This window comes from Pseudarthrobacter sp. 1C304 (assembly GCF_052245515.1).
Classification (GTDB): Bacteria; Actinomycetota; Actinomycetes; order Actinomycetales; family Micrococcaceae; genus Arthrobacter.
In genome coordinates, this window is sequence record NZ_JBQQCH010000001.1 from 377371 (window position 1) to 392375 (window position 15005).

Annotated in this window: 16 protein-coding genes; 10 read left to right on the plus strand and 6 right to left on the minus strand. The window is 69.1% G+C overall.

From position 1 onward, the window contains the following. The first annotated feature begins 57 nt into the window (after positions 1-57). The 3 genes from ACTWQD_RS01805 (at position 58) to ACTWQD_RS01815 (ending at position 2129) form a co-directional block, all read left to right on the plus strand. Positions 58-876, plus strand: coding sequence for an HAD family hydrolase (locus ACTWQD_RS01805; RefSeq protein ID WP_443194490.1), 819 nt, complete (start codon positions 58-60; stop codon positions 874-876). 116 nt (positions 877-992) lie between these two features. Then, a complete protein-coding gene (locus ACTWQD_RS01810; RefSeq protein ID WP_443194491.1) occupies positions 993-1241 on the plus strand; it encodes a hypothetical protein in 249 nt (82 codons plus the stop codon). A gap of 126 nt (positions 1242-1367) precedes the next feature. Continuing rightward, the gene (locus tag ACTWQD_RS01815; protein WP_443194901.1) at positions 1368-2129 is read left to right on the plus strand and encodes a glycerophosphodiester phosphodiesterase; all 762 of its coding nucleotides are present in this window, start codon (positions 1368-1370) and stop codon (positions 2127-2129) included. Positions 2130-2171: 42 nt separating this feature from the next. Here the strand turns inward: ACTWQD_RS01815 and ACTWQD_RS01820 are convergent, their stop codons facing one another. Beyond that, positions 2172-3098, minus strand: a complete 927-nt coding sequence (locus ACTWQD_RS01820; protein ID WP_443194492.1) for an NAD(P)H-hydrate dehydratase — start codon at positions 3096-3098, stop codon at positions 2172-2174. Further along, positions 3082-3831: a histidine phosphatase family protein gene (locus tag ACTWQD_RS01825; RefSeq protein WP_443194902.1), complete on the minus strand. Its 750-nt coding sequence runs from the start codon at positions 3829-3831 to the stop codon at positions 3082-3084. The genes ACTWQD_RS01820 and ACTWQD_RS01825 overlap by 17 nt, the downstream gene beginning before the upstream one ends. Before the next feature lie 98 nt (positions 3832-3929). On the opposite strand from ACTWQD_RS01825, the gene ACTWQD_RS01830 reads away from it, so the two are divergent. Continuing rightward, positions 3930-5054 carry a glycerate kinase gene (locus ACTWQD_RS01830; RefSeq protein WP_443194493.1) on the plus strand — a complete coding sequence of 375 codons (1125 nt, stop codon included), beginning with the start codon at positions 3930-3932 and terminating at the stop codon, positions 5052-5054. A gap of 19 nt (positions 5055-5073) precedes the next feature. On the opposite strand, the gene ACTWQD_RS01835 is transcribed toward ACTWQD_RS01830, so the two are convergent. Further along, positions 5074-5784, minus strand: a complete 711-nt coding sequence (locus tag ACTWQD_RS01835; protein WP_443194494.1) for a DUF6766 family protein — start codon at positions 5782-5784, stop codon at positions 5074-5076. Position 5785: 1 nt separating this feature from the next. Continuing rightward, positions 5786-6322, minus strand: a complete 537-nt coding sequence (locus ACTWQD_RS01840) for a DUF6328 family protein (protein ID WP_443194495.1) — start codon at positions 6320-6322, stop codon at positions 5786-5788. A gap of 213 nt (positions 6323-6535) precedes the next feature. Between ACTWQD_RS01840 and ACTWQD_RS01845 the strand changes: the two genes are divergently transcribed. Beyond that, positions 6536-7435: an SDR family oxidoreductase gene (locus ACTWQD_RS01845; RefSeq protein ID WP_443194496.1), complete on the plus strand. Its 900-nt coding sequence runs from the start codon at positions 6536-6538 to the stop codon at positions 7433-7435. 76 nt (positions 7436-7511) lie between these two features. Next, positions 7512-8027 carry a hypothetical protein gene (locus ACTWQD_RS01850; protein WP_443194497.1) on the plus strand — a complete coding sequence of 172 codons (516 nt, stop codon included), beginning with the start codon at positions 7512-7514 and terminating at the stop codon, positions 8025-8027. A gap of 163 nt (positions 8028-8190) precedes the next feature. Here ACTWQD_RS01850 and ACTWQD_RS01855 read toward each other — a convergent pair whose 3' ends face one another. Beyond that, a complete protein-coding gene (locus ACTWQD_RS01855; protein WP_443194498.1) occupies positions 8191-9528 on the minus strand; it encodes a uracil-xanthine permease family protein in 1338 nt (445 codons plus the stop codon). 233 nt (positions 9529-9761) lie between these two features. On the opposite strand from ACTWQD_RS01855, the gene ACTWQD_RS01860 reads away from it, so the two are divergent. The 4 genes from ACTWQD_RS01860 to ACTWQD_RS01875 all read left to right on the plus strand — a co-directional run bounded on the left by ACTWQD_RS01860 (position 9762) and on the right by ACTWQD_RS01875 (position 13642). Continuing rightward, positions 9762-10367, plus strand: a complete 606-nt coding sequence (locus ACTWQD_RS01860; RefSeq protein ID WP_443194499.1) for a malonic semialdehyde reductase — start codon at positions 9762-9764, stop codon at positions 10365-10367. Positions 10368-10701: 334 nt separating this feature from the next. Next, the gene (locus tag ACTWQD_RS01865; protein WP_443194500.1) at positions 10702-11865 is read left to right on the plus strand and encodes a GGDEF domain-containing protein; all 1164 of its coding nucleotides are present in this window, start codon (positions 10702-10704) and stop codon (positions 11863-11865) included. A gap of 155 nt (positions 11866-12020) precedes the next feature. After that, positions 12021-12686 (plus strand): hypothetical protein, encoded by a 666-nt coding sequence (locus ACTWQD_RS01870; RefSeq protein WP_443194501.1) that lies wholly within the window; start codon positions 12021-12023, stop codon positions 12684-12686. A 5-nt stretch (positions 12687-12691) separates the two neighbouring features. Beyond that, positions 12692-13642: a DUF1254 domain-containing protein gene (locus tag ACTWQD_RS01875; protein ID WP_443194502.1), complete on the plus strand. Its 951-nt coding sequence runs from the start codon at positions 12692-12694 to the stop codon at positions 13640-13642. A 59-nt stretch (positions 13643-13701) separates the two neighbouring features. Here ACTWQD_RS01875 and ACTWQD_RS01880 read toward each other — a convergent pair whose 3' ends face one another. Then, the gene (locus tag ACTWQD_RS01880; RefSeq protein WP_443194503.1) at positions 13702-14991 is read right to left on the minus strand and encodes a cation:proton antiporter domain-containing protein; all 1290 of its coding nucleotides are present in this window, start codon (positions 14989-14991) and stop codon (positions 13702-13704) included. Positions 14992-15005 lie beyond the last annotated feature (14 nt).

A 15005-nucleotide genomic window follows, 5' to 3' on the forward strand; every position in this document is an offset into this window, starting at 1 on the left:
GAGTTCGACGCCGGACCCCGGCCAATCCGGCGGCCCGCCGCCCCGTAGACTGGCGGTATGCGGCTGGTAGCAAGTGACATTGACGGAACGATCCTCGGACACGACGGAAAAATCAGTGACCGGACCGTCCGGGCGTTCCACGCGTGCCGGGAGGCCGGCGTCGAACTGGTCTTCGTCACCGGACGCCCGCCGCGGTGGCTCCACCCGCTGCAGGACCGGCTGGGGCACGCCGGGACCGTCATCTGCTCCAACGGCGCGGTGGTCTGGGACCTTGAAGCGGACCGCCTTGTGTCGGCCCGCGGCATTGAACTCGACGCCGTATTCGAGGCGCGCCGCATCATCCAGGGGCTGCGGCCCTCCGCTGTCTTTGCCGCCGAGACGCTGGGCGGCTTCCACCTGGAACCGGGGTTCCTCAACTCCGGCAGCAGCGCATTGCTGGCAGAGGTCACCCCCGCGCCGCTGCACAGCACCCTCTCCGCCGAAGACACGGTGGTGAAGCTTATGGCCATTGTCCGCGAGGGCACGGCCGACGAGTTCCTGGCTGAGGTGACCCCCGCTGTGGCCCACCTGGCCGCGGCGACGCATTCGGCGCCGAACATGGCCCTGCTGGAGCTGTCCCTGCCCGGCGTGAACAAGGCCGTGACGCTCGCCGAATACGCGGCTTCCCTCGGAATCGGGGCCTCCGATGTGGTGGCCTTTGGGGACATGCCTAACGACATCGAGATGCTGCGCTGGGCCGGCGACGGTTATGCGATGGCCAGCGGCCATCCGGAAGCGATCCTCGCCGCCGGGCAGCAGGCGCCGCACTTCGACGAGGACGGCGTCGCCCAGATCCTCGAGGCCAAGCTCGCAGCCCTGGGTGTCCGGCTGGCCTGAACCGGTCGCGCTGGCACCCGCAGTCACCGGACTCCCAGCTTCCGGCCAACTGGCGTTCACCTTCGCGCCCTACGGTGGAATCTCACGACGGATCAGCTCAGTGACGGTGGGACATCATGGCCAGGTACCGCATGAAAAACATAGACGATATGCCCCTGCGCCCGGCGGCGCCCGACGCGCACTGGAAGAGCCTGCAGCAGGGCGACCGGGTCAGCGTCCGCCTGGTGCCCGGCTACGAAACCGACGGGCGGGTGGACGCCGTGACGGCGGACCATACGGCCGTGTGGGTGGACCTCGACGGCGGCCGCGGCCGCACGCTGCTGCACTGCAGCGACGGTGTGGAGATCCGCCCGCACACGAACTGAGCCTGCCCGGAAGTTGCCGCGCCGCACAGCCCCCCAGGGCTCCGCTAGGCTTCAGGAGTGAGCACCCCGCACCCGTTTTTCGCCTCCGGCCCCGCTGCCGGTGACGGCCCGGACCGGCCCGTGGCCATGGCCCACCGCGGCTTCTCCCGGGACGGCCTGGAGAACTCCATGGCCGCGTTCCGCGCCGCCGTCGACCTGGGGTTCCGGCACCTGGAGACGGACGTGCACACCACAGCCGACGGCGTCCTGCTGCTGTTCCACGACGAGACCCTGGACCGGGTGACCGACGGCCGCGGCAGGATCTCGGAACTTCCGGCGGAGGCCGTGGCCCGGGCACGGATCGGCGGCACGGAACCCATCCCGCTGTTCGAGGAACTGGCCATGGCGTTCCCGGACGTCCGGCTCAACCTCGACGTCAAGGACTGGAACTCGGTGGACACCCTGGCGGCGGCGATCGAACGGTACGGCCTCCACGACCGGGTGCTGATTGCCAGCTTCTCCGACCGCCGGCGGCGTGCCGTCCTCCGGCAGTTGAGCCGCCCCGCCGCGGCATCGGCCGGGATCGTGTCCAACGCCCTCTTCGTCCTGCTGGGCCCGGTGCTGCCCGCACCGCTGCTGGGCCTGGTGGTGGGACGGGCGCTTCGTGGCGTGCACGCCCTGCAGGTCCCGGTCAGCTACGGCGCCGTGCCGGTGGTGACCCCCGGCTTCGTCCGGCGCGCGCACCGGCACGGGCTCCAGGTGCACGTCTGGACCATCAACGAGCCCGCGGAGATGCACCGGCTGCTGGACCTCGGCGTGGACGGAATCGTCACCGACCGCGCGGACCTGCTGAAGGAAGTCCTCGAGGCACGCGGCGGTTGGGTCGGCGGACCGGCCCAAAGCGGCTGAGCGGTCCCCGGCCCACCCGGCACAGATCCGGCGCAGACCCGGTCAGGAACCGAGTTCCATCATCAGCGGCGGCAGCTCCTCCGTGAGATCGCGGGCCAGGTAGCCGAGGCTGCCCAGCCGGCTCGCCAGCCGGTCGCCGGCGCTCGCATGCAGATGCGTGCCCCAGCAGGTTGCCTGCGCATCCGTGGTTCCGCGGGCCCGCAGCCCGGCGATGGTCCCGGACAGCACATCACCCGAACCTGAGGTGCCCAGCCCGCCGTGCCCGGTGGTGATTTCCCACAGGGACGCTTCCGAGCCGGCGTCCCCGGCCGGCCGGGCGATCACCCCCTGGCAGGTGACCACGGCACCGTACTTCTCCGCGAGTTCGGGGATGTCCCGGTCCAGCAGGTCGGCGTCGCGCCCCAGGAGGATGCCCGCCTCGGTGACGTTCGGGGTCAGGATCAGCCGGCCCCGCCAGGGGTCCAGCTCGCCGGCCAGGTCGGGCAGGCTGCCCAGGGCGAACGCGTCGAGGATCACGGCCGGCGCCTTCGACCCCCCGGGTGTCCCGAGGAGGCCGCGGAGCAACGCTGTGGCCTGGTCCTTGTCATCCAGGCCCGGCCCGATCAGCACGGCGTCAGCGGAGCCGGCCGCGGAGGCGGCGGCCTCGGCGGCGGCCGCCCCCTCGACGGAACCGGACGAGGTCTCCGGCAAAGCCAGCACCCCCGCCTCGGGCAACGCGACCGCCAGGTGCACCGCGGCCGATTCCGCGACGGCGAGGGTGAGCCGGCCGGCCCCGGAGCGCAGCGCGGCCACCCCGGCCAGCAGCGCGGCGCCCGGCGTCATCCGCGCCCCGCCGATCACCAGCACGGAACCCCGGTCGTCTTTGCCGGAGCCGCCGCCGGGCAGCGGCCAGGCGCGCAGCAGGGTCGGGGTCACGGGCTCGGGGCGGGCCGGGCCGGCCCCCGCGGCAGCGTCACTTCGGGTGGACATTGGCATCCCCTGCATGTTCGGTCACGGGAACCCCTTCGCTCATCAGGTGGTCTGCCATGTTGAAGCTCTCCAGCGTCCACGGGCCGGTGCCGTCCGGCCGGACGAAGCGGCTTACGGAGGCGTTGAGGATGGCGGTCGAGGCGGCGATATCCAGCAGCTCACGCTCGGTCAGCCCCTCCAGGATGTACCGGATCAGCAGGATGACGGCGTCGTGGCAGACCAGGAGTACCCGCTGTCCGGGGTACAGGCGGTCCAGGTCGGCGATCAGGGAGCGCAGCCGGAGGACGACGTCGGCCCATGATTCGCCGCCGGGCGGCCGGTAGTAGAACTTGCCCAGCCAGCGCCGCCGCTCCGCTTCCTGCGGCAGCCTGGCCTCCACCCCGGCTGAGGTGAGCATGTCCAGGATGCCGAGCTCGCGGTCGCGCAGCCGCTCGTCCAGCGTGACCCGGGTATTCCAGCCTCCGGTGTGGACGGCCAGCTCCGCGGTCTGCCGCGCCCGCAGGTACGGGGAGGACCACACGGCGGCACGCCGTTCCTCCGGGAACCCGGCGAACAGCCGGCCCAGGGCCAGTGCCTGCTCGCGTCCGGTGTCCGAGAGCTCGACGTCGGCGTCGCGGGCCGGAACGTTGATGACGTGCGCGCCGGACTGGTGCGCCAGCGTTGCGGCCACGTTGCCCTGGCTCTCGCCGTGCCGGACGAGCAGGAGTTCGGCCATGCCGGGCTGGCCGGCCATGTGCCGGCGGATCTTTCCGTTGTCGTTCACTGATGCCCCCTGGGTGCAGGTCGCTTTGCGTGGCTGCCACGATACTCCCGGACTGGCAGGATAGGGGAATGCGCATCCTGATCGCCCCGGACAAGTTCAAAGGTTCCCTGACCGCCGCCGAGGCGGCCGCCGCCATCGCAGAGGGCGCCCTGCGCGTCTATCCGGACGCCGAGGCCGTCCAGTTTCCCGTGGCCGACGGCGGCGAAGGAACCCTGGAGGCGGCCGTCGCGGCCGGGTATGAAGAGCGGCTGAACGCCGTGGTGGGCCCCATCCTGGCGCCGGTGGGTGCGGCCTGGGCCATCCGGAAGGACGCGTTCGGCGGGGCAACCGCCGTGATCGAAACCGCGCAGGCCTCGGGGCTGGCGCACATGGAACCCACCCCGGCCAATGCCCTGCGCGCCCACAGTTACGGCTGCGGCCAGCTGATCGCTGCGGCCCTCGACGCCGGCGCCACGGAAATCGTGCTGGGCCTGGGCGGCTCGGCCATGAGCGACGGCGGCAGCGGCGCCCTGCGCGCGCTGGGTCTCAAGCCGCTGGACGCCGCAGGCAGCGTGGTGCCGCTCGGCGGCGGCTCGCTCGCCGACGTCGCACGGGTCGACGCCAGCGGCCTCGACCCGAGGCTGGGCGCGGTCACGTTCCGGATCGCCGTCGACGTGCAGAACCCGCTGATGGGGCCCGATGGTGCCGCCCACGTGTTCGGACCGCAGAAGGGCGCCGACGGGGACGCCGTGGAACTGCTCGACGCCGGGCTCCGCAACTGGGCCTCGGTGCTGCGCGAATCCACCGGCCGGGACGTCAACATCCCGGGCGCCGGCGCGGCCGGCGGCTTCCCGGCGTCGTTCCTGGCTTTCAGCAGCGCCGCGCTGGAAGGCGGCTTCGAGCTGGTGGCAGGGCTGACCGGGCTGGCAGACAAACTGGCGCAGGCGGATCTGGTGATCACCGGCGAGGGCTCGCTGGATTCGCAGTCGCTGGCCGGCAAAGCGCCGATTGCGCTCGCCGACGCCGCCATGCGTCTCGGCATTCCGGTGCTGGTGGTGGCGGGACGGATCCTGGTCACCCCGGAGGACCTCGCCAAGCACGGTGTGGTGGCCGCGGCGCAGCTGCTGGACGTGGCCGGCAGCCCGGACGACGCCGTCGCCAACGCCGCGAAGTACCTCGCCTGGGCCACCAGCCAGGTGCTCGAGGGCGCCTGAACGCCGAGGGGCCGGTCCCTTAGGCACCGGTCTCGTAGTGCGGCTCTGCGACCGGCTTGGACTCCGGCGAGCCGCGCTCGCGCAGGTACACGGATGCGCCGACGATCACGGCAACAGCCAAAAATTCACTTTGCCAGTTCTGGAACGACTCAAACCAGAAGCGGCTCGTGGCCAGGTACTCCAGGACGGTCACGGGCGGCTGTCCGTGGCTCTGCTGTTCACTGCTGTACTCCTCCGCCCCGCCGACGGCGTGGAGGGCGAAGGACGCCAGGAACAGCAGGAGGAACATGACGGACAGGGAGTGTTCATACAGCTTGAGGACCCAGCCGCCGCGCCGGACGGGCCACGGGGTGGCGGCCTTCACCTCCGCGTCCCGGGGATCCTCATCCTGCGGGGCCTCCCGGCCCACCGGTTTGGACTCCGAGGAACCCTTCTGGAAAAGGAAGACCGTCAGGATGACGTACATGCCCATCTGCAGGAACTCGGACTCCCAGTTTTCAAAGGTCGCCTCTAGGAAGGCCCCGGTGCCCAGATAGCCCAGCAGGGTGACGCCCGGCTCGCCGTGGGCCAGTTGGTCTTCGCTGTACTCGGCGGCCCCGCTGACCACCATGCCGCCGAAAAACACCAGGAACAGGGCGATGTTCGCGAGCAGGAGACCATGGTCCTTCACCCATTCGCCTGCGGTCCGTCCCGGCCGCGTGCTGCGCTGTTGGCTTGCGTCGTTGGTCATGTCAGTTCTCCCTTTCCGCCTGCCGGCGGAGCCTGCTTGGAACGTAGACCAGCAGGATTAGCAGCACCGCCAGCAGCACCGCGGCGGCCCACAACCCCGCGGCCCGGCCGGCCGTGACGTCGAAAACCAGCGACGACGTTCCGACGCTGAGGAGCCCGACGCAGGCCAGGGACACCTTGGCGATCCTGTCCGCGCTGGACACGAGGGCCGCCCGGAGGTGCAGCCGGAACAGGCGCCGGTGCACGCTCACGGGCAGCAGGATCAGGGCTGTGGTGAGGGCGGCCAGCGCCACGTTGGCGAGGTAGAGAGTGGTCTGGTAATCGTCCAGCGTCTCGAATCTCGACTGGAACGGGAGGGTCAGCAGGAACCCCGCCAGGATCTGCACACCGGTCTGCAGCACCCGCAGCTCCTGTAACAGTTCCATCCAGTTCCGGTCCAATTTTTCAATTGGTGACTCGTTGCGTTCGTCCGGGGCCGGCACCTTCGTTCGGCCAGCGGCGGACTCATTCGGAGCGGACTCCGGCGCTATATCGGACATTTGTGCCTCCACGGGATGATGGCCGGGCTGCGGTGGCAGTCAACTTCAACCTAGGCTTGAGCGTTGCGAATTTCAAGCCGATACTAAGGTTGCTGATGAATCCCCGGGTAGGGTGTAATTGTTTACTCCGTTGGGGCGCATCGCAGGTCCGGGCCACCGCCTGCGACCGGCGGAAGCCGTTCCTGGAAAACCGACACGTTGGGTAGGTGGACTATGAGTGATTCAAGCAAGCAGCAGGACCAGCCGCGAGATCCCCGGGGCGGCTACTACTCCGGCTCCTTCCCGGAGCAGGTGCAGGAACAGCCGGGCCTCACCGCGCCCATGGACCCCAAACCGGACCACGGCGAGGAGAGCTACGAAGGCAGCGGCGCCCTCACCGGGAAAGCCGCGCTGATCACGGGCGGCGATTCCGGGATCGGGAAAGCGGTGGCCATCGCCTTCGCACGGGAGGGGGCCGACGTCGCCATCTCCTATCTGCCGGAAGAGGAAGACGACGCCCAGGACACCGCCGCGTGGATCCGTAAAGCCGGGCGCAAGGCGCTGCTGATCGCCGGGGACGGACGCAACGAGGATTTCGCCACCAGAATCGTCGACGACGCGCTCGCCGAATTCGGCCGCATCGACGTCGTGGTGCTGAACGCGGCGTACCAGAAGAACCGCGACAGCTTTGAGTCGCTCCCCACCGAGGAGTTCGACCGGGTCTTCCAGACCAACCTGTACTCGCTGATCTGGACCGCCCGGGCGGCGGTGCCGCACCTGAAAGCGGGCGCGTCGATCATCACAACGGCGTCGATTCAGGCGTTCAACCCCTCTCCGCAGCTGATCGATTACGCCATGACCAAGGCCGCGCAGGTCGCCTTCACCAAGGCCCTGGCCCAGGAGCTCGGCCCCAAGGGGATCCGCGTCAACGCCGTGGCGCCGGGGCCCATCTGGACGCCGCTGATCCCGGCCACCGAATGGCCGGAGAAGCTGCCGTCGTTCGGCCAGGACACCCCGCTGCAGCGTGCCGGACAGCCCGCGGAACTCGCGCCGGCGTACGTGCTGCTGGCCTCCGATCACGGCTCCTACATCTCCGGCGCCGTCCTGCCGGTCACCGGCGGCAAGGGCCTCTGACGCCGGTCCGGCGGATCCCGGATCCGGCAGGCCCAGAAAACCACGCAGTTCACGATTCCACCACGGGAGGAACAGCATGACCGAGGAAAAGCAGCAGGAGCCGATCGAGGAAGTCGGCGGCTACGGAACGCCGACGGCCGAGCAGGAGCTCCCCGGGGCAGACACCAAAAAGTTCGCCCAGCCCCGCGAAGAAGAAGCGTTCGACGCCGCGGGACTCAGCCAGGACAGCCCGGACGGCGAGACCTACCCCGCCGGCGCCCCGGACCTGAGCCAGTTCGGCGCCGAAGACCAGGACAGTGCAGGAGAACCCGGAGCAGGACGCTTCGGAGGAACGGAGGAACAGATGAGTTCGGAAAACGCCAGCACCACACCCGGCTACGACGCCGACGCCACCGAGAACTCCGAGGCGGCCGTGCCGTCAGCGGATGCGGAGATGGATGAGACCAACACCGAAGAGCCCGACGCCGGTCGGCCCTTCTCCTCGGAACCCGGCCAGGACGCGGCCGGGATCCCGGACGGCTCGGGAACGGACCTCCCGGAGGACCAGGCCCCGAAGGACGACGACGACGAGGAAACCTTCGACGCCGGCTAAAGCCCCAGGCCGCAAGCCTCGACCCGCTGAAGCCGCCGCGCAAAACCGCCGCGGCGCAGCAAAGGCCGGGGCCCGTTCACCGTTCGGTGTCCGGGCCCCGGCCTTCGTCAGCTGCAGGCGGGCGGCGTGGCTGCATGTGGCCTGCCACCCCTGGCTTTGAAGCCTAGCGGCGCTTCTTCCCCGGACGCTTTACCGCGGCGGTGGCTGCGGCCACAACGCCTTCCGTTTCCGGCTCGGCCACCGTGCCGCGGGCCTTCGCGATCGCCGTCATGCCGTGGTAGATCACCAGGGCCGCCGCAGAGCCGAGGGCGATGCCGGTGAACACCAGCTCGCCGATGGTCCAGGTGTAGTCGGCGATCCCGACGATCAGGGCGACGGCCGCCGTCGTCAGGTTGATCGGGTTGGAGAAGTTCACCTTGTTCTGCACCCAGATCTTGACGCCCAGCACACCGATCATGCCGTAGAGCATCGTCGCCGCGCCGCCCAGCACGCCGGCCGGGACCGTGGCGATGAGTTCGCCGAACTTGGGCGAGAAGCTCAATGCGACGGCGAAAACACCGGCAACCCAGTAGGCCGCCGTCGAATACACCTTGGTGGCGGCCATGACGCCGATGTTTTCGGCGTAGGTGGTGGTGCCGGAGCCGCCGCCCATGCCGGCCAGCACGGTGGCCGCACCGTCGGCCATCAGCGCCCGTCCGGAGACGCCGTCGAGGTTCTGGCCGGTCATGGCGGACACGGATTTCACGTGGCCGATGTTCTCCGCCACAAGGACCAGGACCACGGGCACAAACAGGCCGACGACGCCGATGTGGAACTCGGGAGTCTGGAAGAACGGCAGCCCCACCCAGGCGGCGGCGTCCATTTTGGCGAAGTCCACTTCGCCGCGGATCATTGCCACGAGGTAGCCCACCACCACGCCGACCAGGATGCTCAGCCGGCCCAGGATGCCGCGGAAGAAGACGCTGACCACAATGATGGTGGCCAGGGTGATGAGGGCTGTGACCGGGGCGGCGTCGAAGTTGTTCTTGGCCGCCGGGGCGAGGTTCAGTCCGATCAGCCCCACGATCGCACCGGTGACGATCGGCGGCATCAGCCGGTTGATCCAGCCGGCGCCGAACTTCTGCACCACGGCGCCGATGATCGCCAGCCCGACGCCGGCCAGCACCACGCCGCCGAGCGCTCCGGCCACACCGTACTGCTGCTGCGAGGCCATGATCGGGGCGATGAAGGCGAAGCTGGACCCGAGATAGCTCGGCACCTGGCCCTTGGTGACGACCAGGAACAGCAGGGTGCCGATGCCTGAGAAGAACAGCGTGGTGGCCGGCGGCATGCCCGTGATGATCGGGACCAGGAAGGTCGCGCCGAACATGGCGACAACGTGCTGCATCCCGACGCCGATGGTCAGCGGCCAGGCAAGGCGCTCATCGGGCTTCACGACCTCACCGGGGCGGATGGACTTGCCGTTGCCGTGAAGCTTCCATTTGGTGCCGAGCATGCTCATTGCCGGGGCCTTTCAGAGAATATGTGGCGGGGCGGGAAGGAATCTTCCGGGGGCAACTTTACCGCGCCGGTGTTTCCGGCATGCTTCGGCGGCGGCGGCTGCTGCACCCGCTGGGGCCACTGTGCGGGACGTCACGGGGCCGTTCGGGAAGCGCCGGAGGGTAGTTGAAGTTGCAACTATAGACAGGAACCAGAGGCCGCCGCCTGGCGGGCACCCCAGCGAAAGAGGCACTTGTGACCATCGCCCATGACGAAGCAGTAATCGACGCCGCCGCAGTGGATGCCATCTTTGCCGAGGCCCGCACTGCCAACGCCTTCACCGGCGAAGTCACCGACGAGCAGGCCCGGGCCATCTACGAACTCACCAAGTTCGGCCCCACCGCCTTCAACTCCCAGCCCCTGCGCGTCACCTACGTCCGGTCCGAGGAGGCCCGGGCCACGCTGGTGGAAACCCTCGCCAACGGCAACCGCGCCAAAACCGTTTCCGCGCCGCTTGTCGCCATCCTCAGCTACGACACCTCCTGGCAGGACCAGTGGGACACCTTCCTGCCCGGCTACAACGCGCCCAAGGCCATGTACGACGCCGCCCCGGAGCTCGCCGCCGCCACCGGCAACAACAACGCCCACCTGCAGGCCGGCTACTTCATCCTCGCCGTCCGGTCCCTCGGCTTCTCGGCCGGGCCCATGACGGGAGCGGACTTCTCCGCGATTGACGCGGCGTTTTTCCCCGACGGCGGCCAGAAGAGCTTCCTGGTGGTCAATATCGGCCGGCCCGCAGCCGACGCGTGGGGTGCGGCAAAGCCCAAGTTCGCCTACGAGGACGTCGTCCGCACGGTCTGATACGCCGGGCCCGGCGCCGGTGGGATGACGCGGAGGTGCCTCCGGCACTGGGATGACGCGGAGGTGCCTCCGGCACCATGGGGGACAGGCCGGAGGCACTCGGGACGCAATTCTGCGGTTGAGCGCAAGGCCGCGTCCGGGGCCGGTTCCAGTTTAGTCCGCCTTGCCGCCGTAACACAGGGGCGCAGGGCCCTTGCGCGGCGTCAGCGCGGCCCGCCTGCGTCACGTCCGAGACCGCGGTCACACTTCCCCGCCCAGGGGTGCCATACTAAGGTCACCTGCGGCGCGGAGTCGGCGCAAATCGGGCTATTGCGAGCGGACCGGGGGGCCCTACATGATGCTTGACGTCGCAACCTTGCGTGTCGCCTTGGCGGTGGTCGATTTGACCCTGCTGCTGCTGTTCTACTTCATCACCTTCCGCCGGACGCGGTCGGCCTACAGCGGCTGGTGGTGCCTGGCCCTGCTGCTGTTCCTCGCCGGCAACGCCGCCTACTTGCTGGACGGCACACCACACCAGATCTGGGCCAACCCGCTCGGGAACGTTCTTCTGGTGGCGGGAGCGGCCAGCATCTGGGCGGGAGCCCGTTCGCTGCGGACCACGGTGCCCAGGCTCTGGTACCTCGCCGCCGGGCCCGCGGTCACGGCCGTGGCCTCGGTGCTGGACCAGCCGGCCACCAACGTCTGGTCGGGCGGACCCGCCTATCTGGGATTCATGTGCCTGCTGATCGGCCTCGGCTGCCGCGAACTGTTCCTGCTGGACCGGCAATTTTCGCGCGTGCACCTCACCCTGGCGGTGGGCTCCGGCCTCCTGGCCGCCTTCTATCTGGGCCGCTTCGCCGCGTTTGTCCTGGACGGCCCGGACGGCGCCGTGTTCGGAACCCTCTTCGGATCCGTGCCCATGACCATCTGTTCGGCGGTGATTATGGTGGTGGCGTCCTTCACCATGGCGGAGCTGAGCTACGAGCAACAGACCCAGGACCTTCGAGCCCGGGCTACGGTGGACGGGCTCACCGGGCTCTTGAACCGGACCGCGTTCCTGGACCTGGCCGAGAACGAACTGCGCCGCCTCAACCGGGCCAGGACCTCGGCGTCGCTCATTCTGGCGGATCTGGACCACTTCAAGGGGATCAACGACGAGTACGGTCACTCGGCCGGGGACACCGCGCTGCAGGCGTTCGCGGACGCCTGCACCTCCACGGTCCGGTCCACCGACCTCGTGGGGCGCTACGGCGGCGAGGAGTTCATCATCCTCCTGCCGGGCGTGACGCCGGAACGGGCCGGGGAAATCGCCGCGGACATCAGCGCCCGGCTGCAGGCCTCGACGTCGACCGCTATCCCGCGGCTCCCCACCTCCAGCTACGGGATCGCGTCCACCGCGCCCGGCCGCGTGGACCTTGACGCGATGATCGCCGCCGCGGATGCTGCCCTGTACCGGGCCAAGACCCTGGGCCGGAACCGCTCTGTGCTCGCGGGGAGCTTCGAGGCAAAACCGGCCTGAAGGGTGCCGGTTCCCCCGCTTGGCGCTGTGCAAGAGCCTGCGGGCGGCGTAAACCGTCGCCGGGCCGGGCACAGCATCCAGTGACCTTCGCCCCTACTGCTGTCGCTTCGGCCGCAGCAGGCTGTCCTTACACCACTAGGCGAAAGGCGTCGATCATGACATCGGATTCCCTTTACGTTGACGATTCCCGTGGGTACGCGCAGGGTGAGATTTTCCTGATGCAAGGCGAAGCGGAGAGTCTCAATGCTCTGGTGTTCAACACCACCGGGTTCAACCAGTGCCCGCCGGAGCTGTTCGACGCAATCGATGTCGGCGCGCTAGCCGGCGAGACCGGGTCGGATGCGGTGTGGAAGAACCCGCGCCGGTTCTGGATGATGGATCACCTGACCTTTGCCTTGGCCGGCGAACCCCGCGAATTCCAAGGTCTCGAGTTCAACTTTGTGGCCAAGATGCAGATGCCGGCCAACTTCACCCCCCAAGCCGGCCAGGCTGCCCTCGCCTATCGTCCCGGTCAGATCAGCCGTGTCTCGAAATACGAATACCTGGCCGGGCGGCCCGTCTTCTTGCTGCGCTCACCCGAAGGCGTCACCTGGGTCATGCAGACCTACACCAACCACAAGGCCTCCGACCTCACCGAGGCTGATCTGCCGACGCTCGGTGACCGGCTGGAGCTGGCCGGGGGATGGCATTTCAAGGCGAAGACGCTCGACCGGAACCTGATCCTGGATACGAACGGGCTGGCGCACATCGTCGCCGACGACCTGGACAACATGTATCAGGGTTGCACCGCGGACGTCGCCAACTTCGACCCCTGGGACTGAACCGTATGGGCGAGAAGATCCCGGTGACCGTCGAGACGTTCGTGCGGGCTGAATCCAACCGCATGATGGCGGCGCTGATGGCCGGTGCCGGTGGGATCAACCGATGGCACCACATTCGGGTGCCGACACCGCTCGATCAGCAGACCGTGGTGCGGATGAACCGCGACACTCTCTACAGCTTCGCCGTGGTCGACCTCGCCGGTGGTGCCACCGTCACCATGCCTGACGGCAATGGCCGCTACGTCTCGCTAGCGGTCATCGATCAGGACCACTTCATTAACCGCGTCATCCACTCGCCAGGGGACCATAAGCTCATGCCCGCCGACTTCGGCACCCGCTACGTACTCCTGGTCATGCGGGTTCTGGCCGACCCGGACGACCCCATGGACGTGGCCGAGGCGAACGCCATCCAGGACGGCCTGGAGGTGACCGCAGGGTCGGCCGAGCCGCTGATATTCCCTGACTACGACAAGGAGTCGTTCAACACTGTCCGCGACGCGCTCACCGATCTCGGCCGGACCCTGTCCGGAACGGAACGGATGTTTGGCTCCCGCGAAACCGTCGATCCGGTCAGACACCTCATCGGCACCGCTGTGGGCTGGGGAGGTCTTCCCGAACAGGAAACGTTCTACGAGATCGTCGAGCCCGGCCTCCCGGTGGGCCAGTACCGGATCGTCGTCCGTGACGTGCCGGTGGACGCGTTCTGGTCGATCTCGCTCTACAACGCCGACGGCTTTTTCGAAGAAAGCGCCGCCGGCCTCTGCAGTGTCAACCAGCTCACGGCCCGGAAGGAGCCGGACGGTTCAGTTATCGTCCACCTCGGAGCGTGCTCCGATGGCCGGTCGAACTGCCTGCGACTGATGGACGGCTGGAACTACACCGTGCGGTTGTACCAGCCACGGCCCGAGGTCCTCGACGGAACCTGGACGTTCCCGCCCGTCGAACCCGCCGTCTAAGGTCCCGCGCCGCGGCCTCAGCGCACCGGCCTGCGTCCTGGTGTCAGTCGGATTCGCTTCTATGGTCCGCGGGACTCGAAAGGGCGGTGGGCCCTGAATTTTCGGCTGAGGCCGCGGGAGGGAGCGGGGGTGACCGGCACCGGACCGCCGGGCTCGGGGCCGGCTGCGGCGGCGGCGCGCCCGTACCGGGCGGCCAATGGCGCGGCGCTAATGCCGTGGGCCAGGACACTGAGCAGCACGGTGGTCGTGATGACGGCCACCGCCTGGTCGGACGCGGGTCCGATGGCTTCCAGCGCCAGCAGGGCGAACACGAGCGACGCCAGGCCACGCGGACCGAACCAGCCGACAAACAGGACGGTGCGCCGGTCCAGGCCGGTCCCGATCGTGGCCAGAGCCACCGGCAGCATGCGCACCACCGTGAGGCTCAGCACGGCGTACACGATGGTCAGGGGGACGAAGTGCGCCAGCATCGTCGGTACGGCGATTGCCCCGAAGGCCAGCCACACCAGCAGTGAAACCAGTCCGCCTACCTGCTCGACGAAGACCAGTTCGGCCGGACCCCGTCGGCCGGCGCACGTGCCGAACGCCAGCCCGGCGCAGAACGCGGCAACGAACCCGTTGCCGCCCGCGGCGAGGGCGCCGGTGTAGGCGAGCAGGCTCAGGGCAAGGACCCCGATGCCGGCGAAGTCCTCGGCGGCGGTTCCGTGCCGGCGGGCCAGCCGCAGCAGCCACCCGCCCGCGGCGCCGGCGGCCGCACCGACACCGGCACCGATAAGAAGCTCGACGGCCGCGCCGCCGGGACCGCCGGCGCTCTCCATGCCTGCCGCGGTGGCGGCGCCGGCGATCGCGATCATGACGACGGGGGTGGCGATGCCGTCGTTGAGGCCGCTCTCGACAGTGATCAGCTGGCGGATGCGCGACGGCACCGCCGGGTTCGTCACCACCGGGATCCCGAGCGCGGCGTCGGTAGGGGCCAGGGCTGCGCCGACCAGGAGCGCCAGCCACAGCCCGAACTGGGGGAAGAACCAGGCGGCCAGACCCCATCCGAACACTATCGTCAGGGGCAGGCCGATTCCCAGCAGCCGCACATACCGACCCACGTCCCGGCGCAGTTGCTGGAGCGGCAGGCGGGCGGCGTCGGAGAACAGCACCCACACCAGGGTGACCTCGACAACAGTGGTGACGCCAGGGGGAGGCGAGGCGTCATCGACCAGCCCGGACCAGGCCATGGCCGCGCCCACAGCGGTGAACACGACAGGCGCGGTCAGGTCCGCCCGCTCCAGCCGCGCCGACACCAGCGCCCACACGAACAAGGCGGCGGCGATGAGAACCAGGACTGTTAGCTCCACGTCGGACCCCTACG